Source organism: Acidocella sp. C78, assembly GCF_907164655.1.
Genome location: NZ_CAJQZK010000017.1, coordinates 41,538 through 64,856, shown reverse-complemented (window position 1 = coordinate 64,856; position 23,319 = coordinate 41,538). Strand labels below are relative to the sequence as shown.

Sequence of the window (23,319 nt, the reverse complement as noted above, 5' to 3'; positions counted from 1 at the left end):
CCCGGCCATGACCGCACCCGCCATCGCGGCGCGCGGGGTCAGCAAGTCGTTCGGCGGCGTCAAGGCCCTCACGGGGGCCTCGATCGCCGTCGCGCGCGGCAGCGTTCACGCGCTGGTGGGCGAGAACGGCGCCGGCAAATCGACCCTGATCAAGATCCTCGGCGGCCGCATCGCCGCCGATGAGGGGAGCGTGGAAACCGCCGGGCCGAGCCTGCGCATCGGCACCGTGTTCCAGGAACTCACACTGCTGCCCTACATGACGGTGGCCGAAAACCTGCTGCTCGGCCGCGAGCCGCGCGGCCGGCTCGGCCTGATCGACCGCGCCGCGATGCCGCGCCTCGCCGAGGCCGAACTCGCCGGTCTCGGCATCACCCATATCGATCCGCGCGCGCTGGCGGCGGACATATCGCTCGCCGAACGGCAGATCATCGAGATCGCGCGGGTGATCATGGCGCGCCCGCAGGTATTGCTGCTCGACGAGGCGACATCCGCGCTGGTCGAGCGCGAGGTGGCCTGGCTGTTCGGCCAGATCCGCGCGCTGCGGGATGCGGGCGTGGCGATCGTGTTCACCTCGCACCGCTGGGGCGAGATCACCAGCATCGCCGACGAGATCACCATTTTCCGCAACGGCAGCGATGTCGGCACCTTCACCACGATCGGCGAGGACGAGGCGATCACGCTGATGACGGGGCAGGCGCTGGAGACGATCTTTCCCGCCCGCTTCGCGCCCTCATCCGGCCCCGTGCTGCTCTCGCTGCGCGGCGCGCGCGCGGAGGGAACCGCGCCGCTCGACCTCGACCTGCGCGCGGGCGAGATTCTCGGCATTGGCGGGCTCGCCGGGCACGGCCACCGCGCCCTGTTCTTCGGCCTGTTCGGCGCTCCGGGTTTTCGCGAGGGGCGGATCGAGCGCGAAGGACGGCCGGTCCGCATCACGGCGCCCTGGGACGCGATCCGCGCCGGCATCGCCCTGGTGCCGGAAGACCGCAAGAGCGAGGGGCTGTTCCTGCCGCTTTCCGTGCGGGACAATTTCACCCTGCCGATTCTGCGCCAGCTCTCGCGCTTCGGCATCTTGCGGCTCGGCGCCGAGCACGCGACGGTGGCGGAAAGCATCCGGCGGCTGGCCGTGCGCACGCCCTCGGCGCAGCAGCCGGTCGGCGCGCTCTCCGGCGGCAACCAGCAGAAGGTGCTGCTCGGCCGCTGGCTGCTGACGCGCTCGCGCATCCTGCTGCTCTACGATGTGACCCGCGGCGTCGACGTCGCGACCAAGCACGAGATCTACGAGCTGATCGCCGGCCTCGCCCGCGAGGGCTACGCGATCCTGTTCTATTCGTCGGACGCGGAGGAACTCGCCCATCTGTGCCACCGGGTGAAGGTGATGCGGCGGGGCGCCTTCGTCGCCGAACTGCCGGCCGATGCGCTGTCCGCCGAGGCGATCGTCGCCGCCGCGATGCGCGAGAGCGGCCAGACGGAGACTCCCCATGCAGCCTGACGCCGCAGCACTGCCACGCGGCAGCCGGCTTGGCCACGCGATCGGGCAGAATATCGGCCTGATCCTCGCCGGCGCGATCCTTGCCCTGGCGGTCGCCGGGTTCCTGCTGGTCTACAGCATCGAGCAGCACCGGCTGCCGGGCAATTTCGAGCTGACCTCGACGGTGAACAACGCCATTCCGCTGGTCTTCGCCGCCGTGGGCCAGAGCTTCGTCGTGCTCACCCGCGGCATCGACCTCTCGGTCGGCGGGGTGGTCGATCTCGCCAACGCGCTGGCGGCGGTGACCATGGGCAAGTCGCTCGGCGGCGCGCTGCTGTGGTCGGCCGTCATTCTCGCGGTGGGGGCGGCCTGCGGCCTCGTGAACGGGTTGCTGGTGGCGTTCGGCCGGTTGCAGCCGATCGTGGTGACGCTGGCGACGCTGTCGATCTACCAGGGTCTCGCGATCCGCGTGCTGCCGGCGCCGGGCGGCGCCATTCCGCCGGCCTACACCAATCTGCTGGTCAACCCGAACGCGCCCTGGGCACTCGTCTATATCGGCCTTCTCGTGCTGGCCTGGGCGGGGTTCCGGCGCTCGCGCACGGGTGTCGATCTCTACGCGATCGGCAATGACGAGGCCTCGGCCCGCGCGCTCGGGGTCAACGTGCTGCGCACCAAGATCATCGCCTACATGCTGGATGGGGCGCTGGCGGCCGCGGCAGGGCTGTTTCTCGCCGCATCGGCCACGGCGGGCGACGCGACCACGGGCAACAGCTACACGCTGACTTCCATCGTCGCGGTCGTGCTCGGCGGGGTCTCGCTCTTCGGCGGCCGTGGCTCGGCGGCCGGCGCGATTGCGGGGGCCTTCATCACCACGCTGATCGTCAACATCCTGTTCTTCAGCCACGTCAACCCACTCTATCAGTCGTTCTACGAAGGGGTGTTCCTGATCGTGGCGGTTGTGCTCGGCGGCGCCATCGGTGGCGCGATCAGGAGGCGGCGATGAGAACGCTCACGGTCGATACACGGCGAATCCTTTACGCGATTGCCGCCGCGATCGGGCTTTTCGTGGTTGGCGAGATGGCGCATCCGGGCTTTCTGTCCGGCCCCAGCGTGGCCTCGATCCTGGTGATCGCCTCGTTCGTCGGCCTCGTGGCGGCGGGGCAGTGCTTCGTCATCCTGATCGGCGGGATCGACCTTTCGGTGCCCTGGGTGATGAACGCCGCGGCGATCCTGCTCACCACCACCTCGCTCGGCAAGAACACGGGCGCGCCGGAAGCGATCGCCGCAGCCCTTGGCATGGGGGTGGCGGTGGGGGTGGCCAATGGCATCGGCATCGCGCTGTTCGGCATTCCCGCGGTGGTGATGACGCTGGCGGCGAACGGCATCGTCGAGGGGCTGACACTCGGGCTGAGCGGCGGTTTCACCTGCTCCTCCTGCTCATCCTACGCGCCGCCGCTGATCCAGACGCTGGCGCATGGCAGCCTGCTCGGCATTCCCGATGCGCTCTGGCTCTGGGCGTTCGTGACCGCGCTGGTCAGCGGCGCACTCGCGGTGACGCGGTTCGGGCGGGCGACCTACGCGCTCGGCACCAATCCGCTCGCCGCCACGCTGGCCGGGATCGACGCCCGGCGGATGACGATCCTGCTCTATGCCCTTTGCGGCGGCTTCGCCGCTCTCGGCGGGATCATGCTGGTCGGCTTCGGCGGGCAGGCTTCGCTCGGGCTCGGCGATCCCTATCTGTTCACCTCGATCGCCGCGGTGGTGATCGGCGGGGTGAACATCCTTGGCGGGCGCGGCAACTATCTCGGCGTCGCCGCCGGGGCCGTGAGCCTGACCGTGCTGGTCTCGGTGCTGCTCGCGCTATCGATGCCCGACTACGTGCGCAGCATCGCCTATGGCGTCGTCATCCTGGCGCTGCTGCTCGCCTATGGGCGGGAGAACGAACGATGACCACGTGGCAGCCGGCCGAGCGCTACCCCGATCCGGCGATCCATGTGCTCAGCCCGTCCTTCGCGCGCTACCGCCTGTTCAACGCGGCGGTGGAGCGGCTGGCCGATGGCTGCCGCTGGGCGGAAGGGCCGGTCTGGTTCGGCGACGGGCGCTTCCTGCTGTGGAGCGACATTCCGAACGACCGGATGCTGCGCTGGGACGAAACCGATGGGCGCGTCAGCGTGTTCCGCCAGCCGGCCGGCCATGCCAACGGCAACACCAGGGACCGCCAGGGGCGGCTCATCACCTGCGAGCATGGCGGTCGGCGGGTTGTCCGTACGGAAACCGATGGCGGCATCACGGTGCTGGCTGACGGGTTCGGCGGGCGAAGGCTGAATTCGCCGAACGACGTTGTGGTGAAGTCCGACGGCAGCATCTGGTTCACCGACCCGCCCTTCGGCATTTCCGGGTGGTATGAGGGGCATCGGGCTGACGCCGAACTGCCGCCGGCGATCTACCGGATCGATCCGGCGAGCGGCGCAGTCGCCATGGTGGCGGACGATATCGCGGGGCCGAACGGGCTGGCCTTCTCGCCGGATGAGAGCCGGCTCTACGTGGTCGCCTCGCGGGCCGAACCGCACCGGGCGATCCATGTGTTCGATGTGGTGGATGGAAGCCGCCTGACCAACAACCGGCGGCTGATCGATGCCGGACCTGGCGGCACGCCGGACGGTTTCCGCGTCGATATCGATGGGAATCTGTGGTGCGGCTGGGGCATGGGCGCGGCGGAGCTGGACGGGGTGATGGTGTTCGACCCCGGTGGAACGCCGATCGGCCGCATCGCCCTGCCCGAGCGCTGCGCCAATGTCTGCTTCGGCGGCCGTCACCGCAACCGGTTGTTCATGGCGGCGAGCCGGAGTCTCTATGCACTTTACGTTAACACCCAGGGTGTGCGCGGAGGGTGATCTGCCGCTTTCCTGGCTGCGAGCCATTGTTCTGAACAGAGACCCGGCGGGAGACTGTCTCCCGCCGGGGCGAATTGAGGCGGTTCGTTCAGAAGTCTTCCCAATTATCCTCGCCGGCGGTTTCCATCTGTGCTTCGCGGAGCGGCGCCGGCTTCACGGGGCGGGTGGCAGTCTGCGCCGGGCGGATGGGGGCCGCTCGGGACGCGGCCGGCCGGGCGCTTGTCGCCGGGCGGGGCATTGCCGGCTCGTGCGCGACCGCCCCGAGATCGAACCGCGCCATCAGGCCGGAAAGCTGCTCCGCTTCCCGTGCCAGGCTATGGCTCGCCGCCGTCGACTCCTCGACCATCGCCGCGTTCTGCTGCGTCGTCTGATCCATCTGACCAACGGCCGTGTTCACCTGCACCAGCCCGGTCGACTGCTCCTGGGCGGATGCGGCGATTTCCGCCACCACGCCGTTGATCTCGCCGATCTGCCCGACAATGCGCTCAAGAGCGCGACCGGTCTGGCCGACAAGATCGACACCCGCCACAACCTGCTGGTTCGAGGCGGAAATCAGCGTCTTGATTTCCTTCGCCGCGTCCGCTGAACGCTGCGCGAGCGCGCGAACCTCGGAGGCAACAACGGCAAAGCCACGTCCGGCGTCACCAGCCCGGGCGGCCTCGACCCCGGCATTGAGCGCGAGGAGGTTGGTCTGGAACGCGATCTCATCGATGACCCCGATGATGCTGCCGATCTGCTTGGATGACGCCTCGATCTCACCCATCGCCGCCACGGCCTGGGACACGACGGCACCGCCGCGTTCGGCATCGCCCTGCGCAGCGCCGACCACGTTGCGGGCATGCACCGCCGCATCGGCGGTCCGCCGCACGGTTGCTGTGATTTCCTCAAGCGCGGCGGCGGTTTCCTCGAGTGTTGCGGCCTGCTGCTCGGTGCGGCGGGACAGATCGTCCGCCGCCGCGGAGATTTCCGAAGCGCCCGACCTGATCGCCGTGGCGTTCGCAGCGACAACCCCCATTGCCTCCTGCAGCCGATCGAGAGCCGCGTTGAAATCATTGCGCAGACGGTCGTAATCGTCGCCGAATGCCTCGGTCAGCCGGTAGGTGAGATGCCCGGCCGCAAGTTCCTCAAGGCCACCGGCAACGGCATCGAGCACATGGGCGAGCTGGCTTGCGGCCGCCTCGCGCCGGGCCTCGGCCTCCAGCCGCTCGGCCTCGCGCGTGCGGGCGAGATGGGCGGCTTCGGCCTCCAGTTGGGCCTTCTCGATGCCCGCGGACTTGAACACCTCGACCGCCCGCGCCATGCCGCCGATCTCGTCCTTGCGGTCGGTGAAGGGGATGGGTGTCTCGAACTCGCCGCGGGAAAGCTGGGTCATGGCGGAGGTGATCGCGCGCAGCGTGTTGTTGACGTTGCGCTGCATCAGATACATCGCGATGAGGAAGAGCGCGAAGAGCGGCACGAAGACCAGGGAGAAGCGCGACACACCCTTCCAGAGCTGGGCATCGATATCGTCGACATAGGCGCCGGTGCCGATATACCAGCCCCAGCCGGGCACCTGTCCCATGAAGGAGATTTTCGGCTGCGGCTTGGACGAGCCGGCTTTCGGCATGAAGTAATGGGCAAAGGCCGGATGGCCGGCGCGGATCGAATTGATCATCACCCGATCGGTGTAGTTGCCGAACATGTCCTTGGCGTCGTAGCGGTTGGTGCCGATCAGCGCCTTGTTGACGTGCTGCAGCCCGATCCCTTTCGCACTGTCGACGAAATAATAGTTGCCGTGATCGAAGCGGGCGGCGCCGAGGGCCTTGAGCGCGAGGGACTTGGCCTGCGGCTGCGGCATCGTTCCCTTCTCCGCCATGCCCACGAACCCGCCGGTAATGTGCACGGCGTCACTTACCAGGGCGCGAAGTTCGGATTTACGCGACTGCACCTCGATCTGATAGGACGCCAGCAGCCCGAGAGCGATGGCGACCAGTGTCATCACGACGCCGAACGCACCGAGCGCGGCAAACTGGTGACGAATTGAAAGCTTGTTCAGCACGATATGTCTCCGGTTCAACCTTCCCGGACTGCATGACAGAGTTTAGTTAAAAAAAAGTGTTTTGATGTTGAATCGGAGCGGATGTCCCGCGCGGTGCGATGGCCGGCATACGGGATATCACCCATCCGGATAATGTTCAGGAGGACGACTCCTTTAGACCGATGAAACCGTCAGGAAATTATCCAAATATAGTAAACAAATACTTTATATAAGCCTCAATACAACTTAATAGAAATAGTCTTAATACATTCTGCAATATTATCCGGCATCATCGTTGATAGCATCCCCGCGATCCACCCGGTGGGGAGGCCATGCGACACACCGCTCTGTACGGAAATGCGATCCGGCCGATTGAACCTGCGCCTGCACGCCAGCCTCGCGCTGCGGCCAGCGTCCCCCCCGGCGCCTGCGCCGGCGCCGAGCGGATCATGGTCGGGCAATCGCCGGCGATGTGCCGGTTGTTCGAGCTGATCCGCCGGTTCGCCCCGGTCGACGCCCCGGTGCTGATCACCGGGGAAACCGGCACCGGAAAGGAACTCGCCGCCCGCGCCCTGCACGACCGCTCGAACGCCCGCGATGGCCGGTTCGTCGCCATCAACTGCGCCGCGCTGCCCGCCGGGCTGATCGCCTCGGAACTTTTCGGCTACGAGAAAGGCGCCTTCACCGGCGCCACGGCGCGGCGGATCGGTCTGGTCGAGATGGCGGCGGGCGGATCGCTCTTTCTCGACGAGATCGGCGACCTGCCGATGGACCTGCAAGGGCATCTGCTGCGATTCCTGCAGGAGGGGCAGATTTTCCGCCTCGGCGGGCGCGAGCCGGTAAGCGTGCGCACCCGCGTCATCGCCGCCACTCATGTCGATCTGCGGCGAGCCATCGGCGAGGGCCGGTTTCGCGAAGACCTGTTCTATCGGCTCAATGTGCTGCAGCTCGAGATGCCGCCGCTGCGCGAGCGGGACGGCGATATCGAACTGCTCGCCATGGTCGTGCTGCGGGCGGCCGCGCGCGATCTGGGGCTGGCGGTGGACGGGTTCTCGGCCGGGGCGATGGCCGCGCTCTGCCGCCATGACTGGCCGGGCAATGTGCGCGAACTCGTCTCGACGGTGCGGCGGGCCGCGGTGATGGCGAGCGGGCGGACGATCGGGGAAGCGGACCTCGCATTGCCCGCCGCGCGCGAAGCCCGGCACCGGCGGGCCACGACCGGCTCGCACGGGATGGTCGATCCCGAGGCGGTGCGCGCCGCCCTCGCCCGCTGCGGCCAGAACCGCGCCCGCGCCGCCCGCGAACTCGGCATCGCCCGCATAACACTCTACCGCGCGCTGCAACGCATGGCGGCGACCGGCCACACGGAGGAGACCAGCGATGAACCTTGACCCGACACGGCCGCACCGCGTGGCGGCGGCGCTGTTTGCCGCCGGACTGGCCTTGCCCGCCGCCGCAGCACAACCCGGCGCCGGGACGAACGCGGGCACGAACGCGGGCACGAACGCGGGCGCCACCGCAGACAACACGCCGGCGGAGAGCAATGGCGCGGCGCTCGAGGGGCTGCGCGCCAGCGTCGCCCGTGCCGAGGCCAGGTTGCGGCACACGCGGCACGAGCTCGACCGCGCGCGTGCCGAACTCGACCGCCAGGGCGCCCTGCTCGACGAGGCCATGCGCCGGCTCCGCGCGGCCGGGCCGGGGCCGACCAGCGCGGCGCAGAACCAGGCGGCGGCGCCCGCCGCCGACGCACCAGCCACGGACGGCGCGCCACCATCCCCGAGCAGACCGCGGCGCCGATCACGGAAACGAAACCGCCGGAACGGCGGGAGGCGCGCGTGCTGCAGACCTCGCCGCTGCAATCGGTCGGCGGCGTGCTCACGCCCCGCGGCACGCTGGTGATCGATCCCTCGCTCGAATACGATTATTCGGCCGACGACCAGCTGAGCCTGAACGGGTTCACCATCCTGCCCGGGATCACCTTCGGCCAGCTCCTGCTCGCACGGGTGCGGCAAAGCATGGTGACACCGGCACTGACGCTGCGCTACGGCCTGACCGACCGGCTGGAACTGAGTGCAAGAGTGCCGTTCGTCTACGCGTATCAGGAGACCGTTACCCAATCGATCCTGCAACAGAGCGGCGGCGGCACCACTGTCGGGGTTCTGGCGCCGAGCGCCCATGGGGCCAGTATCGGCGACATCCAGTTCGGCGCCAGCTACCAGTTCAATGCCGGCGGCGGTGGCGTGCCGATCGTGGTGGGCAACCTGATCTACAAGACCGCAACCGGCACCAGCCCGTTCTCGGTCCCGGTCTACACCACCGCCGATCCGAATGGCGGCATCATATCCGGCATTCAGAAAAAAGTGCCGACCGGCACCGGGTTCGCCGCGCTGGAGCCGAGCATAACACTGCTCTACCCGACCGCACCGGGAATCCTGTTCGCCAATCTTCTCTACATCCACAATTTCGGCCGGACGGTCGACGTGCAGGACCCCGGCGGCGGCCCGGCGGTGGCCGCCGACGCCAAGCCCGGCGATGCGGTGGCGGCGACGTTCGGCATCGGCTTCGCCCTCAACGACGAGACGACCTTCACGCTCAGCTACCAGCAGGAGCATGTGTTCGGCGCGACGTTCAACCATGTGGCGGTGAAGGGATCGGCCTATGATTTCGGCACCTTCAATTTCGGCATCGGCTACCAGATCTCGAAATCGACGACGATCAATCTCGGGGTGGGCATCGGCGCGGGGCCGAATGCACCGGTCGCCAAGGTGCTGGTCGATATCCCGATCCGCTTCTGAGGCGGCGGAGATGTATCGGTGTCCGGCGTTTCCTGGAGCGTTTCATGGAACAGCCGAGTCTCCTCCGGCGAAAGTCGAAAATTCCATATCTATCAATATCTTGATCGCAAAAACCGGACTGGCACGGCGGTTGCACAACATTGACCATGCAGGTGCGGACCGGCCCGCCGGACCCGGACCTGCAAGAGCCGCGGCGCAATGCGACCCGGCCCGCGCAACCCGAACCTCAGGAGTGACCCATGCGGATTTCCCTTGTTCTCTCGAGCGCCTCGGCCCTGGTTCTTGGCCTTGCCGTGGCCCATGCGACGCCGCCCGCGCCGCCCACGACCAACAGCCACCCGAGCGCAAGCTCGCAGGGCCCTGGCACCAATGCCAGCGCCGCCGGCCGCTCCTCGGCCTCCTCGTCGAGCACCAGCACGTCGCAGTCCTGGACATCGACGCCGACCACCAACTCGAACAACACGACCAACATGGCGGCGGCGGCGGCCGGCGGTGTCGCGGCGAACAACCACAGCCTCGCGATCAGCGCGTCGCTGTCGAACTTCGCCAACGACTACAAGACGATCTCCGACTATCATCTCGCCACCGCGACGACGAACGGCACGGTCTATGGCGGCGCCGGCCTCAGCGCGAGCGGGCCGAACAACATGAACTGGAAGAAGGGTCGCGGGGCCAAGAGCGCATCGGGACCGATGGTCTCCATGGGCGCCTCGCTCAACAACGTGGCGAACGGCACCGGCATCGTGACGGCGCAGGTGAATGCGGGCGTGAACGCGCTGCAGCAGAATACCGTCTCGCTGTCCTCGGTGGTGTCGGGCAGCAGCAGCACCTCCGTGTTCCACTGATCGCCCGGCGATCACGCAGATCGGACCGCTCGCGGTCCGGAACGGAACCGCCATGGTCCGGCCCGTCCGGGCCATGGCTTTCGGGAGAGAGGGCGATGGACAGGCTTGATGAGCAGGCGGCCGGAACGGCGCGCCGGCGCAGCTCCCGGATCGGGCATGCGCTGGCCATGGCGGCAATTGCCCTGATCGCCGGCGCGGCAGGGCCCGCACGGGCCGGCACGGCGGGCCCAGGCGCGCCGGACCAGGCGCTGAGCCGCGCATTGCAGGGCAGCGAACTGCACGGCGCAGCACTCGGCCGGCTACGCGGCAGCGGAATCGTGATCCAGGACGCCAATACCAACGGCACCATCAGCGGCGCGAGCGTGGGGCACGGCAGCGTGACCGGCCCGGTCAGCGCCAGCAACGCGATCAACGGCAATGCCGGAATCACCACGGTCTTCCAGAACAGCGGCAACAACGCGCTGATCCAGAACTCGATGACCATCAACGTGACACTGCACTGAAGACAGCCGCGCCGCCGCAGGCAACCGGGACGGCGCGACCGGCGGAAAGGACGACGATGAGCGGGACACAAAGGCACGAGAGGCGGCATCCGGGCGGAATCCCGTGGCGGCGCGCGCTGCTGGCGTTGTTCGGCATCGCCTGCCTCGCGGGCAGGCCGGCGCTCGGCGGCGGCATCCCGGTCAACGGGCTGAGCCTCGGGGCCGGCAGCGTCCGCGTGCCGGTCGAGAGTTTCCAGGCGATGCGGTTCGCGCAGACGATCCACCAGGCCTACGATTTCTCCTGCGGCTCGGCGGCGCTCGCCACCCTGCTGACCTACAGCTATCACCGCAACGTAACGGAGAAGCAGGTCTTTCTCAGCATGATCCGGCACGGCAACCGCCAGGCGATCGAGCGATACGGCTTCTCCCTGCTCGACATGAAGACCTATCTGGCGCGGCAGGGCATTCCCTCCGGCGGGTTCGACGCGCCGCTCTCCCGGCTGGCCGGGCTGCACGTTCCGGCGATCGTGCTGATCAACGACCATGGCTATCGCCATTTCGTCGTGCTGCGCAGCATCGGGGCGGGGCGGGTGCTGCTGTCGGACCCGGCGGTCGGGTTGCGCTCGGAGAGCGTGGCGCGGTTCCGCCGGCAGTGGAGCGGCGTGTTTTTCCTCATCATGAGCGAGGCGGCACGGGCGCAGCGGAGCTTCGAGAACCCGCACCTGTGGCGCGGCAGCCCGCCGGCCCCGACCGACATCGCGCGCTACGCGCTCGGCCTCGCCCGGCTGCAGGAGGTGACAATCCCGATCGCGAACCGGTTCTAGTGTCCCGAACCTGAAATCCTCCGGATTTCAGATTCAAAGTGGACACTAGGAAAATCAATCAATCAGTGTCCTGTTCCTGAAATTCCCCCACGAATTTCAGGGACAAGACACTAGAGCATCATCCGATCAGGTGGATCGGAAACTGCTCTGGCGTCCTGCCCGGAAAGCCCGGCGCGCAGGACGGATCTTGAAAGGAGCCAGATGATGAGACGACTTTGCTCGAGTCCTCGCGCGCTGCTCGGCGGCGGGCTGCTTTGCACCCTGCTGGCAGGCAACCCCGCCATCGCGAGCGCGGCGGCGCCGGCCCTGGCCGGCAATTTCGGCGCCCTGCTGAGCGATGCGCAACTGAGCGATGCGCGGCTCGGCGGAATCCGTGGCGGGTTCGATGTCACGCCTCAGCTGACGGTGGACTTTGCCTATCAGCAGGTGACCAGCGTGAACGGCACGGTGATCGCGGCCATCGCCGTGCCGCAGATCCAGCTCACCTTCGGCGGCGCGGGCGGGCCGCAGCCGGCCAGCGTCATCGCCAGCGCCGCACCCGCGACATCGTCGTTGACGGCGCAGCCTCGGCCGGTGACGGTGACAACGCCATCGCCGGCCGGGCCGGCACTGCTCGCCGGGGTCGCCCACTACGGCGGGGCAAGCGTGGCGACGAGCCTGACCTCCGGCGGGCTGGCGACGGTGATCGCCAATACCGCGAGCAATACGCTGATCCAGAACCAGATCGCGGTGGATGTCGGCACCACCGGCATGCCGGCGCTGCTGTCCACCCAGGCGCACGCGATGATGATTTCACAGGCGATGACCGATGCGAACCGCCGGATGCGTTAGCCTGATCCGCACCGCGGCGCTGCTGGCCGGCCTCGCGGCAACGCTGTGGCAGCCCGGCGCCGCACGCGCCGCCGCGCCCGCGGCGCCGGACGGAAAGCTGGCCGGATTGCGCCTCATCGCCCTGCCGGATGCGGCGCTTGCCCGGGCCACCGGCGAGGGGTTCGCAGCGCCGGCGATCGCGATCCGGTTGCCGGATCGCGGGCGGGTCACGCTATGGGACGAACTCGTGGCGCGGCCCGGCGATGCGGGACTGCCGTCCGGCCTGGTGACGGTGACTGTCAACAGCCGGTAGGGTAGCTCAGACCGGGTCCCAGCAGAACACGTCGCCGCTGAGATCGAGCGGCGTCAGCGCCCCGCGCAAGGCGGGGAAGGCATGATCTCGGATCAGCTCCGGCGTCCAGCCGCCGTTGCGCTGCACCGAACGGGCGGGGCGGCTCTGGTCCATCACGAAAATCTCGTTACGACGGATCGCGAAAATCTGACCCGTGACGTCACCTGAAGCCGCCGAGGCCAGAAAGACCACGAGGGGCACGTTATGGTTGGGGTCGATCTGCTGCAGCCGGGAGACCCGGATCTGTTCCGCTCCCTCGTCCGCGCCGGGCCGGGGCGTGCCGGTCATCCGCGTCCAGGCGCAGGGGGCGACGCAGTTCGAGCGGACATTGTAGCGCCGCATGTCGATCGCGATCGAGCGCGACAGGCCGACGATGCCGAGCTTGGCCGCGGCGTAGTTCGCCTGTGCCTCGCCGCCGATCAGGGCGGATGCGCCGGTCATGTGCACGAAGACACCGGATTGCTGGCGGCGGAACTGCGCGGCGGCGGCGCGGCTGACGAAGAAACTGCCGTTGAGATGCACGCCGATGACCGATAGCCAGTCTTCCGGCATCATTTCGTGAAAGGCGGCGTTGCGCAGGATGCCGGCATTGTTCACGACGATGTCGATCCGCCCGAAGGCGTCCAGAGCGGTCTCGACGATGCGGCAGGCGGAATCCCAGCGGCTGACGGTTTCGCCGCAAACCACGGCGCGGCCGCCGCCAGCCTCGATGATCATCCGCGTCTGCTCGGCGGGAATCGGCGAGCCACCCTCGCCGCCGACCGAAACGCCGATATCCACGATCACCACCGCAGCGCCGGCGGCGGCCATGCCGGCGGCGACGGCGCGGCCGATGCCGCTGCCCGCCCCGGTCACGATGGCCACCTTGCCATCGAGCATCGGCGGGCCCTGGCTCATCGGCCGCCGCCAGCGCGTCGCGGGCAGGCAAGCCGGATCATGCCGCCGCCCCCGGCGCCGCGAAGCGGGCTCGGCCATGATCGACCACGACCAGATCGCGCTCCGCCACCCGGGCGCGGAAGGCGCCGTCGCGCCAGATTTCGGTGCGGATCGTCTCGCCCGGCAGGACCGGGGCGGTGAAACGGAGCGACAGCCCGCGAAATCTTGTTTCGTCGTAATCGCCCAGAACGCGGAGCAGGGCGTGCGCGACCACGCCGAGCGTGCAGAGCCCGTGCAGGATCGGCCGTTCGAAGCCGGCGGCGGCGGCCATCTCGGGGTCGGCATGCAGCGGGTTGTCATCGCCGTTGAGGCGGTAGAACAGCGCCTGTTCCGGCCGAGTCGGCAGGTCGACCACCGCATCCGGCGCACCTGAGGGCGGCGGCGGTGGCGGCGGCACCGGCCCGGGGTCGCCACCGAAACCGCCGTCAGCGCGCAGGAACGTGGTGCTGCGCGTGGTGGCATAGAGGGCGCCGGTGCCGGCATCGCGGAGTTGTTTTTCGGAAAACAGCAGCGCGCCGCGGCCCTTGCCCTTGTCCACCAGTCGGGTGCCCCGGGTGCGCCCGATGATCTCGCCCTCAGCGGGTAGAGGTTGGTGCTGTTCGAGCGCCTGTTCGCCATGGACGAGGCGAACGGCATCGACACCCGTGCGTGGATCGGCCAGCCAGAAGCCCGGATGCCCGAGCACCAGCGCCATCCATGGCAGAACATGCGGCCCGCGATGCGGATCGGCATAGGCGAGCTGGCGCGGATCGGTCGGGTCCTGCCCCATCCCGACCGAGAGCGCATAGAACGCCGCCTCGCGGCCGGTGATGCGCTGGCGAATTTCAGGGATCGGGAAATTCAGCAGAATTTCGGGATCGATCGTCACAAATCCTCCTGAAGTCCGCAGCAGGCCGCCAGATCCGGGCTAATCTCCCGCCGCGCGCCTCGCGGGCACCATATATGGCAACGACGCGAGTCTGCCCCCGGCATTCATCTGTTATCAATTACTTTGCGTTAGCAAAGCGAAATAGCATTCGGAGTCCGGAATGACAATCACTATGGCGAATGTCGATCGCTGAGCGTGAGGCGCGGGACGTGGGCGCCGTGGTTCATGCGGTCCGCATCCTGCGCTACCTGTCGGCCACAGCGACGCCGCGCGGCGTCGCGGCGATTGCGCGGGACACCGGGATCAGCCCGAGCAGTTGCTTCGCGATCCTGCGGACCCTCGCACGATTGCGGTTTGTCGCGTTCGATGCGGTTACCAAGACCTATGCGCCCGGGCTCGGGATCGCGGAAATCGCCGCCGGTTTCGTCGGGCTCGGGCTCGCCGAGGCGATCCGGCCGGATCTCGAACGCCTCGCACGGGACCACGGCGTTCCACTCGTGCTCTGGCGGGTGACCGAGGATGGACATCTCGTGGCGGCGGACCGTGCGCATGGCGGCGTCACGGTGCGGGTGGATATCGCCCCCGGGCTGCGGCTTCCGGCACTGCTCGGTGCCGCGGGGCGCTGCGTCGCCGCGGCGCTCGACCTGCCCCTGACCGAACTGGAACAGCGCTTCGCCCTGCTGCGCTGGCAATCGCCGCCCGACTTCGCGCAATATTGCCGCGAGGTCGCCCTGGCCCGTGCGCGCGGCTGGGCGATCGATGCCGGCAACGCCTATTCCTGCCTGCACGCGGTCGGTGCCGCCATCGTCGATCGCGCGGGGCGTCCGCGTCTTGCGCTGAGCGGCATCGGGCTCGCGGGCCAGCAGGATGGCGCGGCTCTGGAACGGCTCGGCGACGATCTGGGCCAACTCGCGGCCAGTGTCGGGGCGGTGCTGTTTCCGGCCGCCGGCGTGCCTGTGGCATCCACCGGCGAAACCGGCTAGATCGGCGGCGCCTCTTCCTTGCCGGTGTCGCCCGTGATCTCTCCCACGTTCCCCATGCCTGCCCCAATGACGGGATTTCGCGCATGAATCCCGCCGGAATCGTGCATCCGCTGGTTGCCGGGCTCGACATGACCGGCACGCTGGTCTTCGCGATGAGCGGGGCCGCGCGCGGCGTGCAGGAGCGGATGGACCTGTTCGGCGTGCTGGTGCTCGCCTATGTCACCGCGGTGTCTGGCGGCATCCTGCGCGACGTGATGATCGGCGCGGTGCCGCCGGAATCGGTCGCGAGCTGGCACAACCTGGCCATCGCGCTGGCAGGCGGCCTGTTCGTCTTCAGCTTTTTCCGGGTCTTCGCGCGGCTGTCTCATCCTGTGATGTTTTTCGACGCGATCGGGCTTGGCATGTTCGCGGTGGCGGGAACCAGGAAGGCGCTGGACTATGGGATCAACTGGCCGATGGCGGCGATTCTCGGCATGGTCAGCGCGATCGGCGGCGGCATGGTGCGCGACGTGCTGACCATGCGGGTGCCGACCGTGCTGCACGCCGATATCTACGCCGTTGCCGCCCTGGCGGGCGCGCTGGCGGTGGTGTCCGGCGCTGCTCTCGGCATCTCCCAGCCGCTCGCCGCCTGGAGCGGGCTCGCGCTCTGCGTGTTCCTGCGGATGATGGCGATCTATCGCGGCTGGCGCCTGCCCTCGGCGCGGTGATCCTTCGCGCCGGGCGGTGACGACGCTCATCCGCCATGGCGGGGATGATTATTTCATCCGGCGTCGTCATGCAGGCCATAGCCGACGAACTGGGCTATGGCCGCGTCGATCTCGGCGGTGCTGAGAATATGCGGATTGCCGAGCAGCAGCGCGTGATAATATTGCCTGGCGATGGTTTCGAGCTCGACCGCCCGCCACATCGCCTTGTCGAGGGTTTCGCCCAACACGATCATGCCGTGATTGGCGAGCAGGCAGCCCATTCGTCCCTCCAGCGCCGTCAGCGCATGATCCGAAAGCTCCTTCGTGCCGAAGGTGGCATAGGGCGCGCACCGCACATCGGCCCCGCCGAAGGCCGCGATCATGTAATGACAGGCCTCGATGTTGCGCCGGGCGATGGCCAGCGTGGTGGCGAAGGTGGGATGGCTGTGAACGATCGCGTTGACCTCGGGCCGGGCGCGCATGATGTCGAGATGGAAGCGCCATTCGGTCGAGGGTTTCCGCGTGCCCTGCCAGGCGCCGTATTCGCCCGCGATGGGCATGGCGGCGACCATGTCCGGCTCGATCAGGTGATAGGGCGTGGCCGAGGGCGAGATCAGCATCTTGCCGCCATGGCGGACGCTGATATTGCCCGCATTGCCCTGGTTGATGCCGAGCGCGTTCATCTGCCGGCAGGCGGCGATCAGGGCGCGGCGGCTTTCCTGCTCGCTGTCGCCCGGCACGCGCATCAGCCGGCCCGCCCGGCCGGGTGATGATCGCGCCAGAGCTTGCGCGCATACCAGGCAATGAAGACGACGATTGCCAAAGCGGTGAACGCGGTGAAGCCATGCATGAACGATTGCAGTCGCAGTGAGCTGTCCCAGGCGCGGCCGAGTCTGAGCCCGGCATAGGCGAGGCCCAGGCACCAGGGCAGCGAGCCGATGAAAGTGTAGAGCTGGAACGTCCAGAAATTCATCCGCGCGATCCCCGCCGGCAGGGCGATATACGTGCGCACGATCGGCAGCATCCGGCTGATCAGCACGGTCACCGCGCCGAAGCGGGCGAAAAACCGCTCGACCAGCGCGAGTTCGCCGGCATCCAGCAGGATGTACCGCCCCCAGCGCTCGACCAGCGGCCGCCCGCCGGCATAGCCGACCGCCCAGGCCAGGGTCGAGCCGAGATTGCAGCCGATCGCACCCGCCAGCGCCACCGGCCAGAGCTCGAAACGCCCGGTCGAGACCAGATAACCCGAAAACGGAAGAATGATCTCGGAGGGCAGCGGAATGCAGGCGGATTCCAGCGCCATCAGCGCCGCGACCCCGGCATAGCCGAGGTGGAGATGACCGCGGTGATGAGATGCGCGAGCGCGGCGATCAATCGGCCAATCCGGCAAACAGGGCGGTGGAGAGATAGCGCTCGCCATAGGAGGGAATGATGGCGACGATCATCTTGCCGGCGCTTTCGGGCCGCCGCGCCACCTCGACCGCCGCATGCAGCGCCGCGCCCGAGGAAATGCCGACCAGCAGGCCCTCCTCGCGCGCCGCCCGGCGGGCCATGTCCAGCGCCTGGTCGTTGGTCACGCGCACGACCTCGTCGTAAACCCCGGTGTCCAGAATGTCGGGCACGAAGCCGGCACCGATCCCCTGGATCATGTGCGGTCCCTTCTCGCCGCCGGAGAGCACCGGCGAGGTATCCGGCTCGACCGCAACGCAGCGGAACGACGGCTTGCGCTCCTTCAGCACTTGCCCGGTGCCGGTGATGGTGCCGCCGGTGCCGACGCCGGCGACCAGGATATCCGCCGCGCCATCGGTGTCGCGCCAGATTTCCTCGGCGGTGGTGCGGCGGTGGATGTCGGGGTTGGCCGGGTTCTCGAACTGCTGGGGAATGAAGTGATGGGGCCCTGAAGCGGCGATTTCGCGCGCCTTCGCGATCGCCCCGCCCATCCCCTCGGCGCCCGGCGTCAGCACAACTTCGGCACCGTAGCCGCGCAGCACCGCGCGGCGCTCCTTGCTCATCGTCTCCGGCATGGTGAGGATGCAGCGATAGCCCTTCGCCGCGCAGACCATGGCGAGGGCGATGCCGGTATTGCCCGAAGTCGGCTCGACGATCACGCTGTCCGCGTTCAGCAACCCGTCGCGCTCCGCCGCCTCGATCATGGCGACGCCGATGCGATCCTTCACCGAATTGGCGGGATTGAAGAATTCGAGCTTGGCGAGAACCGTGCCGGGCAGGCCTGCGGCGAGGCGGTTGATCCGGACCAGCGGGGTATTGCCGACCAGTTCGGTGGCGTCCTTGGCGATTCTCATGCTTTGCCTCCCTCGAAACGAAAGATCCCCGGCCGCAGCAGCGGGCCGGGGAGCTTTGTAGTGAAGAAGCGCGCGGCGCGAAAGCCGGCCGCGCCCTCGATCAGTTGCGGGTCTTGTCGACCAGCGCGCCCTTCTTGATCCAGGGCATCATGGCGCGCAGCTTCTCGCCGACCTCCTCGATCGGGTGCGCGGCGTTGGCGCGGCGCATCGCCTTGAAGTTGGTCTGGTTCACCTTGTTCTCGAGCATCCAGTCGCGGGTGAAGCGGCCCTTCTGGATATCGTCGAGCACGCGCTTCATCTCGGCCTTGGTCTCCGGCGTGATCATCCGCGGGCCGGTGACGTATTCGCCGTATTCGGCGGTGTTCGAGATCGAGTAGTTCATGTTGGCGATGCCGCCCTCATAGATGAGGTCGACGATCAGCTTCACCTCGTGCAGGCACTCGAAATAGGCCATTTCCGGCGCGTAGCCGGCCTCGACCAGCGTTTCGAACCCGGCCTTGATCAGCTCCACCAGGCCGCCGCACAGCACCGCCTGCTCGCCGAACAGGTCGGTCTCGCACTCTTCCTTGAAGGTGGTCTCGATGATGCCGGCACGGCCGCCGCCGACCGCCGAGGCGTAGGACAGCGCGATGTCGAGCGCATTGCCGGAGGGGTTCTGCGCCACCGCGACAAGGCATGGCACGCCGCCGCCGCGCTGGTATTCGCTGCGCACCGTGTGGCCGGGGCCCTTCGGCGCGATCATGAACACGTCGATATCGGCGCGCGGCTCGATCAGGTTGAAATGGATGTTGAGGCCGTGGGCGAAGGCGATCGCCGCACCCGGGCGCAGATTCGCGGCGAGGCTGTCGCGGTAGAGATCGCCCTGGCCTTCATCCGGCGTCAGGATCATCACAACGTCGGCCCAGGCCGCGGCCTCTTCCGGCGTCATCACCCGAAGCCCGGCGGCTTCGGCCTTGGCCACCGCGGCGGAGCCCTTGCGGAGTGCTACGACAAGCTCCTTCACCCCGGATTCCTTGAGGTTCAGGGCATGGGCGTGGCCCTGGCTGCCGTAGCCGACCACGGCGACCTTCTTCGCCTTGATCAGGTTCACATCGGCATCACTGTCGTAATAAACGCGCATCTCAAGCCTCCCTCGGGCGCTGGGTAACCGGTCCGGCGGATCGAATGGGGGAAAACACGCCGCTTGGCAACCACCCCGGCGCAACATGGCTGGCGTGACGCCGGCTGGCGACGCAATTTTCGGCCTGCCGCGCCCGCCCGGCCCGCATTTATCCGCGTGCCCGCCGCCTCAGCCGACGAGATGGGCGATGTCGTGCCAGGTGACGAAAACGATCAGGCAGACCAGCAGCGCGGCGCCGAATTGCAGCGCGATTTCCTGCACCCGCCGCGGCAGGGCCCGGCCGGCGGCGGCCTCGGCCGCGTAGAACAGCAGGTGGCCGCCATCCAGCACCGGGATCGGCACGAGGTTGATAAGGCCGAGATTGACCGAGAGCAGCGCCATGAAACTCAGCAGGTCGGTCAGGCCATGCGCCACCGCCTGGCCGGAGATCTGCGCGATCCTGACCGGGCCGCCGAGCTGGCTGAGCCCCTTGTGATGGTCGACCAGCTGCCAGAGCCCGTGCAGCGTCGTCACACTCGCCTGCCAAGTCACCGCCACCCCGCGGAGCAGCGCCCGCGGCGGCGAAAGGAGGCGCATCCGCACATCGGCGCCCTCGATGCCGAGCCGGCCGATCTGCCGCCCGCCTTCCGTCACGCTGCCGAGCGACAGATCAAGGCTCCGGGTCTGGCCGCCGCGCTCGTAGCTCAGCGCGATCCGGCCGCCGGGATGGGCGGCGACCATGGCGCTCAGCTGATCGAACGTCGAGATCGGCGCGCCGTTCATGCTGACAATCCGGTCGCCCTTCGCCAGCCCCGCCGCCTGCGCGGGCGAGCCGGCCAGCACCTTGCTGACCACGGGCAGCACCGTCGGCACACCGGCGGTGGCGAAGATCGCGCTGAACAGGACGATCGCGAGCAGGAAATTCGCCGCAGGCCCGGCGGCGACCACCGCCGCCCGGGCCGCCAGCGGCTTGGCGCCGAAACTGCCGGGATCGGCGGCGCCATCGGGCTCGGCGCCGAACTCCGCCCAGCCGCGCATCCGCACATAGCCGCCGAGGGGAATGGCGGAAACCTTCCAGACGGTGCCGTGGCGATCGGTGCGGGAGACCAGGGTCGGGCCGAAGCCGAGCGAGAATACCTCGACGGTCACGCCCCGCCAGCGGGCCACGAGATAATGGCCGAGCTCATGCACGGTCACCAGAACGCCTAGAACGACGATGAAGCCGAGAACGGAACGGAGAAGATCGGTCATGTCGCCTTCGTGTCTGCTGCCGCGGAACCCGCGTCACGATATGGGATTTCCCCGGTTCCGCGATAGGGGGGTCACGCCGCCCGGGTTCCCGACTTTGTCCGCAACTCGGCCTCGGCCACGGCGCGGGCCTCGGCATCGAGGGCGAGCACCGCGGCGAGATCGCCGATCGGCGGCGCGCCGAGGCGCTGCATGGTCCGCTCGACGACGGCGGCGATGTCGAGAAAGCCGATGCGCCGGCGCAGAAACGCCTCGACGGCGATTTCATTGGCGGCGTTGAGCACGGTCGAGGCGCCCTGACCGGCCTCCAGCGCCTCGCGCGCGAGGCGGAGGGCGGGAAACCGCACGGGATCGGGGGCCAGGAAATCGAGCCGGGCGGCCGCGGCAAGGTCAAGCCGGGGCGAGGAGGTCGCGAGACGCGCCGGCCAGGCCAGCGCATGGGCGATCGGGATCCGCATGTCCGGCGCGCCCATCTGGGCGAGCACCGAACCGTCGCGGTAGCAGACCATGCCATGCACGATCGACTGCGGATGCACCAGAACCTCGATCTCGTGCGGCGCGAGGGCGAAAATGCGCGCCGCCTCGATCACCTCCAGCCCCTTGTTGAACAGGGTGGCGGAATCGATCGAGATTTTCGCCCCCATCGACCAGACCGGATGCTTCAGCGCGCTCTCCGGCGTGGCCTCGGCCATCTCCGCGAGACTCGCCTCGCGGAACGGGCCGCCGGACGCGGTGAGGATGATCTTCTCCAGGGCGTCGCGGTTGCCATCGGCCAGCGACTGGAAGATGGCGTTGTGCTCGGAATCGACCGGCAGCAGCGTCGCCCCGGCGGCGGCGATCGCGGCGAGGAACACGTCGCCGGCGGAGACCAGCGCCTCCTTGTTGGCCAGGGCGATGGCGCCGCCATTGCGGGTGGCGGCAAGGGTGGGTTCGAGACCGGCGGTGCCGGTGATCGCGGCCATCGTCCAGTCCGCCGGCTCGGCGGCGGCGGCGATCACGGCGGCGCGTCCGGCCTCGGCGCGGATGCCGCTTCCGGCCAGCGCGTCGCGCAGGGCGGGAAAGGCGCTCTCATCGGCGATCACGGCGATCTCGGCGCGCAGCGCGCGGGCCTGCGCCGCGAGCAGGGCGGCATTTCGCCCGGCGATCAGGGCGCGGACCCGATACGTCGCGGGATCGGCCTGCAGCAGGTCGATGGTCTGGGTGCCGACGCTGCCGGTCGAGCCGAGAATGGTGACGGTCTTCACTGCCATGGCAGTCCCCCTCCGTGGGCGAGCAATGCGAGAGCGGCGGCCACCGGTGCGGCGGCGAGAACGCCGTCGAGCCGGTCGAACAGGCCACCATGGCCGGGAATCGTCCGGCCGGAATCCTTGACGCCAAGCCGGCGCTTGAGCGCGCTTTCCGCGAGGTCCCCGGCCTGGGCGACGGCGCTGAGCACCGCCGCCGGCAGGATGGCCGCCGGCGTGCGGGCAACCAGCAACCCGGCCAGCACGCCAACGGCAAGCCCGCCCAGCGCGCCGCTGATGGTCTTGCCCGGCGAAATCGCCGGGGCGAGCCTGGGCCCGCCGATGAGGCGACCGGCCGCATAGGCACCGATATCGGTCATCCAGACCACCACGAGCAGGAACAGGACGCCGGCAAGGCCGCGCGGCCCGGCCCGCAGCCAGACCAGCGCGAGGCCAGGCACCGCGGCATAGACGACGCCGGCAAGCAGGAAGCGCCGCCGCGCCGCCGGCGCGACGCGACGGCCAAGCCCGATCCACTCCCGCATCAGGCCGGCAAACAGCAGCGCCAGCAGCGCCACCCAGATCAGCCCGCCCCAGGCGAGCGCGCCCAACGCTACCGGCACCAGCACCGCGGCCGAGGCGGCGCGCAGGCCGAGATCGTGGAAGCGTCCGGGCGTGCCGCCGGGCGAGGGCATCGGCGATATCGCGCTCATCCGCCCGCGCCGGCCGCCGGCGGGGGGACCGGTTCGGGGCGGGCGCCGAAACGGCGTTCGCGCCGGGCATATTCGGCGATCGCCTGGCCAAGATTGGCCGCGCCGAAATCGGGCCACAACGCCTCGTCGAACACCAGCTCGGCATAGGCCGCCTGCCAGAGCAGGAAATTGGAGAGGCGCTGCTCGCCGCTGGTGCGGATCACGAGATCGGGATCGGGCATGCCGGCGGTGGCGAGGTGGGTGGCGAAAAGGGTTTCGTCGATCGCCGCCGGGTCGAGCGCGCCGGCCGCGACCGCCGCGGCGATGCGGCGCGCGGCGGTCGCGATTTCCGCGCGGGCACCATAGGACAGGGCGATGACGAGGTTGAGCTTGCGGTTGGCGGCGGTGCGCGCCTCGGCCTCGGCGAGTTCGGCCTGCAAGGAGGGGCCGAAGCGGTCGCGCTCGCCGATCACGTGAAGGCGAACGCCAGCCTCGGCGAGTTCGCGCAGCTCCGCGCGCAGATAGTGCCGAAGCAGGAAGGTGAGATCCGTGACCTCCTCGATCGGGCGCCGCCAGTTTTCCGAGGAAAAGGCGAAGAGGGTCAGCCATTCGACGCCATGGCCGATCGCCGCCTCGATGGTGCGGCGGACCGCCAGCACACCCTCGCGATGCCCTGCCGCGCGCGGCAGGCCGCGCCGCGCCGCCCAGCGCCCGTTGCCATCCATGATGATGGCGATGTGCCGCGGCGCCGGGGCTGGCCGCGCGCCCTGGAAGGGGGAGGACATAGGGGCGGC

25 protein-coding genes are annotated in these 23,319 nt (G+C 68.7%); 14 read left to right on the top strand and 11 right to left on the bottom strand.

Features of this window, described 5'->3' with window-relative positions; translation table 11 throughout:
• The first annotated feature begins 7 nt into the window (after positions 1-7).
• The 4 genes from ACIDOCELLA78_RS000000107255 to ACIDOCELLA78_RS000000107240 are packed head-to-tail and all read left to right on the top strand — an operon-like array spanning position 8 to position 4,362.
• Positions 8-1,489 (top strand): sugar ABC transporter ATP-binding protein, encoded by a 1,482-nt coding sequence (locus ACIDOCELLA78_RS000000107255; protein ID WP_201729011.1) that lies wholly within the window; start codon positions 8-10, stop codon positions 1,487-1,489.
• On the top strand, positions 1,479-2,471 hold the full coding sequence (locus ACIDOCELLA78_RS000000107250; protein WP_201729010.1) for an ABC transporter permease: 993 nt from the start codon (positions 1,479-1,481) through the stop codon (positions 2,469-2,471). Before ACIDOCELLA78_RS000000107255 ends, ACIDOCELLA78_RS000000107250 begins: the two co-directional genes overlap by 11 nt.
• Positions 2,468-3,418, top strand: a complete 951-nt coding sequence (locus ACIDOCELLA78_RS000000107245; protein WP_201729009.1) for an ABC transporter permease — start codon at positions 2,468-2,470, stop codon at positions 3,416-3,418. The genes ACIDOCELLA78_RS000000107250 and ACIDOCELLA78_RS000000107245 overlap by 4 nt, the downstream gene beginning before the upstream one ends.
• Complete coding sequence (locus tag ACIDOCELLA78_RS000000107240) at positions 3,415-4,362, top strand: SMP-30/gluconolactonase/LRE family protein (protein ID WP_201729008.1); 948 nt, start codon at positions 3,415-3,417, stop codon at positions 4,360-4,362. The genes ACIDOCELLA78_RS000000107245 and ACIDOCELLA78_RS000000107240 overlap by 4 nt, the downstream gene beginning before the upstream one ends.
• Before the next feature lie 88 nt (positions 4,363-4,450).
• On the opposite strand, the gene ACIDOCELLA78_RS000000107235 is transcribed toward ACIDOCELLA78_RS000000107240, so the two are convergent.
• Positions 4,451-6,400 (bottom strand): methyl-accepting chemotaxis protein, encoded by a 1,950-nt coding sequence (locus ACIDOCELLA78_RS000000107235; protein ID WP_201729007.1) that lies wholly within the window; start codon positions 6,398-6,400, stop codon positions 4,451-4,453.
• A 428-nt stretch (positions 6,401-6,828) separates the two neighbouring features.
• On the opposite strand from ACIDOCELLA78_RS000000107235, the gene ACIDOCELLA78_RS000000107230 reads away from it, so the two are divergent.
• The 8 genes from ACIDOCELLA78_RS000000107230 to ACIDOCELLA78_RS000000107195 all read left to right on the top strand — a co-directional run bounded on the left by ACIDOCELLA78_RS000000107230 (position 6,829) and on the right by ACIDOCELLA78_RS000000107195 (position 12,448).
• Entirely contained in the window at positions 6,829-7,770 is a 942-nt protein-coding gene (locus tag ACIDOCELLA78_RS000000107230) for a sigma-54-dependent Fis family transcriptional regulator (protein WP_249676074.1), read from the top strand.
• Positions 7,760-8,278, top strand: coding sequence for a hypothetical protein (locus tag ACIDOCELLA78_RS000000107225; protein ID WP_249676072.1), 519 nt, complete (start codon positions 7,760-7,762; stop codon positions 8,276-8,278). Before ACIDOCELLA78_RS000000107230 ends, ACIDOCELLA78_RS000000107225 begins: the two co-directional genes overlap by 11 nt.
• The gene (locus tag ACIDOCELLA78_RS000000107220; protein ID WP_249676070.1) at positions 8,215-9,174 is read left to right on the top strand and encodes a hypothetical protein; all 960 of its coding nucleotides are present in this window, start codon (positions 8,215-8,217) and stop codon (positions 9,172-9,174) included. Before ACIDOCELLA78_RS000000107225 ends, ACIDOCELLA78_RS000000107220 begins: the two co-directional genes overlap by 64 nt.
• Before the next feature lie 239 nt (positions 9,175-9,413).
• The gene (locus tag ACIDOCELLA78_RS000000107215; RefSeq protein ID WP_201729005.1) at positions 9,414-10,019 is read left to right on the top strand and encodes a hypothetical protein; all 606 of its coding nucleotides are present in this window, start codon (positions 9,414-9,416) and stop codon (positions 10,017-10,019) included.
• A 95-nt stretch (positions 10,020-10,114) separates the two neighbouring features.
• Entirely contained in the window at positions 10,115-10,522 is a 408-nt protein-coding gene (locus tag ACIDOCELLA78_RS000000107210) for a hypothetical protein (protein WP_201729004.1), read from the top strand.
• 56 nt (positions 10,523-10,578) lie between these two features.
• A complete protein-coding gene (locus ACIDOCELLA78_RS000000107205) occupies positions 10,579-11,325 on the top strand; it encodes a C39 family peptidase (RefSeq protein ID WP_201729003.1) in 747 nt (248 codons plus the stop codon).
• A gap of 204 nt (positions 11,326-11,529) precedes the next feature.
• A complete protein-coding gene (locus tag ACIDOCELLA78_RS000000107200; RefSeq protein WP_249676067.1) occupies positions 11,530-12,156 on the top strand; it encodes a hypothetical protein in 627 nt (208 codons plus the stop codon).
• Complete coding sequence (locus ACIDOCELLA78_RS000000107195) at positions 12,134-12,448, top strand: hypothetical protein (protein ID WP_201729001.1); 315 nt, start codon at positions 12,134-12,136, stop codon at positions 12,446-12,448. Before ACIDOCELLA78_RS000000107200 ends, ACIDOCELLA78_RS000000107195 begins: the two co-directional genes overlap by 23 nt.
• 6 nt (positions 12,449-12,454) lie before the next feature.
• On the opposite strand, the gene ACIDOCELLA78_RS000000107190 is transcribed toward ACIDOCELLA78_RS000000107195, so the two are convergent.
• Positions 12,455-13,384: an SDR family NAD(P)-dependent oxidoreductase gene (locus ACIDOCELLA78_RS000000107190; RefSeq protein WP_249676063.1), complete on the bottom strand. Its 930-nt coding sequence runs from the start codon at positions 13,382-13,384 to the stop codon at positions 12,455-12,457.
• A 37-nt stretch (positions 13,385-13,421) separates the two neighbouring features.
• Positions 13,422-14,291: a MaoC/PaaZ C-terminal domain-containing protein gene (locus ACIDOCELLA78_RS000000107185; RefSeq protein ID WP_201729000.1), complete on the bottom strand. Its 870-nt coding sequence runs from the start codon at positions 14,289-14,291 to the stop codon at positions 13,422-13,424.
• Positions 14,292-14,470: 179 nt separating this feature from the next.
• Between ACIDOCELLA78_RS000000107185 and ACIDOCELLA78_RS000000107180 the strand changes: the two genes are divergently transcribed.
• The gene (locus ACIDOCELLA78_RS000000107180) at positions 14,471-15,274 is read left to right on the top strand and encodes an IclR family transcriptional regulator (protein ID WP_201728999.1); all 804 of its coding nucleotides are present in this window, start codon (positions 14,471-14,473) and stop codon (positions 15,272-15,274) included.
• Between the two features lie 83 nt (positions 15,275-15,357).
• Positions 15,358-15,981, top strand: coding sequence for a trimeric intracellular cation channel family protein (locus ACIDOCELLA78_RS000000107175; RefSeq protein ID WP_201728998.1), 624 nt, complete (start codon positions 15,358-15,360; stop codon positions 15,979-15,981).
• Positions 15,982-16,034: 53 nt separating this feature from the next.
• Here ACIDOCELLA78_RS000000107175 and ACIDOCELLA78_RS000000107170 read toward each other — a convergent pair whose 3' ends face one another.
• From ACIDOCELLA78_RS000000107170 to uppS, 8 genes are all read right to left on the bottom strand, one after another.
• Positions 16,035-16,706 (bottom strand): class II aldolase/adducin family protein, encoded by a 672-nt coding sequence (locus tag ACIDOCELLA78_RS000000107170; protein WP_201728997.1) that lies wholly within the window; start codon positions 16,704-16,706, stop codon positions 16,035-16,037.
• The gene (locus ACIDOCELLA78_RS000000107165) at positions 16,706-17,263 is read right to left on the bottom strand and encodes a DedA family protein (protein WP_249676060.1); all 558 of its coding nucleotides are present in this window, start codon (positions 17,261-17,263) and stop codon (positions 16,706-16,708) included. Before ACIDOCELLA78_RS000000107165 ends, ACIDOCELLA78_RS000000107170 begins: the two co-directional genes overlap by 1 nt.
• 67 nt (positions 17,264-17,330) lie before the next feature.
• Positions 17,331-18,263: a cysteine synthase A gene (gene cysK / locus ACIDOCELLA78_RS000000107160; protein ID WP_201728996.1), complete on the bottom strand. Its 933-nt coding sequence runs from the start codon at positions 18,261-18,263 to the stop codon at positions 17,331-17,333.
• Positions 18,264-18,363: 100 nt separating this feature from the next.
• Complete coding sequence (gene ilvC, locus ACIDOCELLA78_RS000000107155; RefSeq protein ID WP_201728995.1) at positions 18,364-19,383, bottom strand: ketol-acid reductoisomerase; 1,020 nt, start codon at positions 19,381-19,383, stop codon at positions 18,364-18,366.
• Between the two features lie 168 nt (positions 19,384-19,551).
• Positions 19,552-20,613 carry an RIP metalloprotease RseP gene (rseP, locus tag ACIDOCELLA78_RS000000107150; RefSeq protein WP_201728994.1) on the bottom strand — a complete coding sequence of 354 codons (1,062 nt, stop codon included), beginning with the start codon at positions 20,611-20,613 and terminating at the stop codon, positions 19,552-19,554.
• A gap of 71 nt (positions 20,614-20,684) precedes the next feature.
• Positions 20,685-21,860 (bottom strand): 1-deoxy-D-xylulose-5-phosphate reductoisomerase, encoded by a 1,176-nt coding sequence (gene dxr / locus ACIDOCELLA78_RS000000107145; protein ID WP_201728993.1) that lies wholly within the window; start codon positions 21,858-21,860, stop codon positions 20,685-20,687.
• A complete protein-coding gene (locus tag ACIDOCELLA78_RS000000107140) occupies positions 21,851-22,546 on the bottom strand; it encodes a phosphatidate cytidylyltransferase (protein ID WP_201728992.1) in 696 nt (231 codons plus the stop codon). The genes dxr and ACIDOCELLA78_RS000000107140 overlap by 10 nt, the downstream gene beginning before the upstream one ends.
• The gene (gene uppS / locus ACIDOCELLA78_RS000000107135; protein WP_201728991.1) at positions 22,543-23,310 is read right to left on the bottom strand and encodes a polyprenyl diphosphate synthase; all 768 of its coding nucleotides are present in this window, start codon (positions 23,308-23,310) and stop codon (positions 22,543-22,545) included. The genes ACIDOCELLA78_RS000000107140 and uppS overlap by 4 nt, the downstream gene beginning before the upstream one ends.
• Between the last annotated feature and the right edge of the window lie 9 nt (positions 23,311-23,319).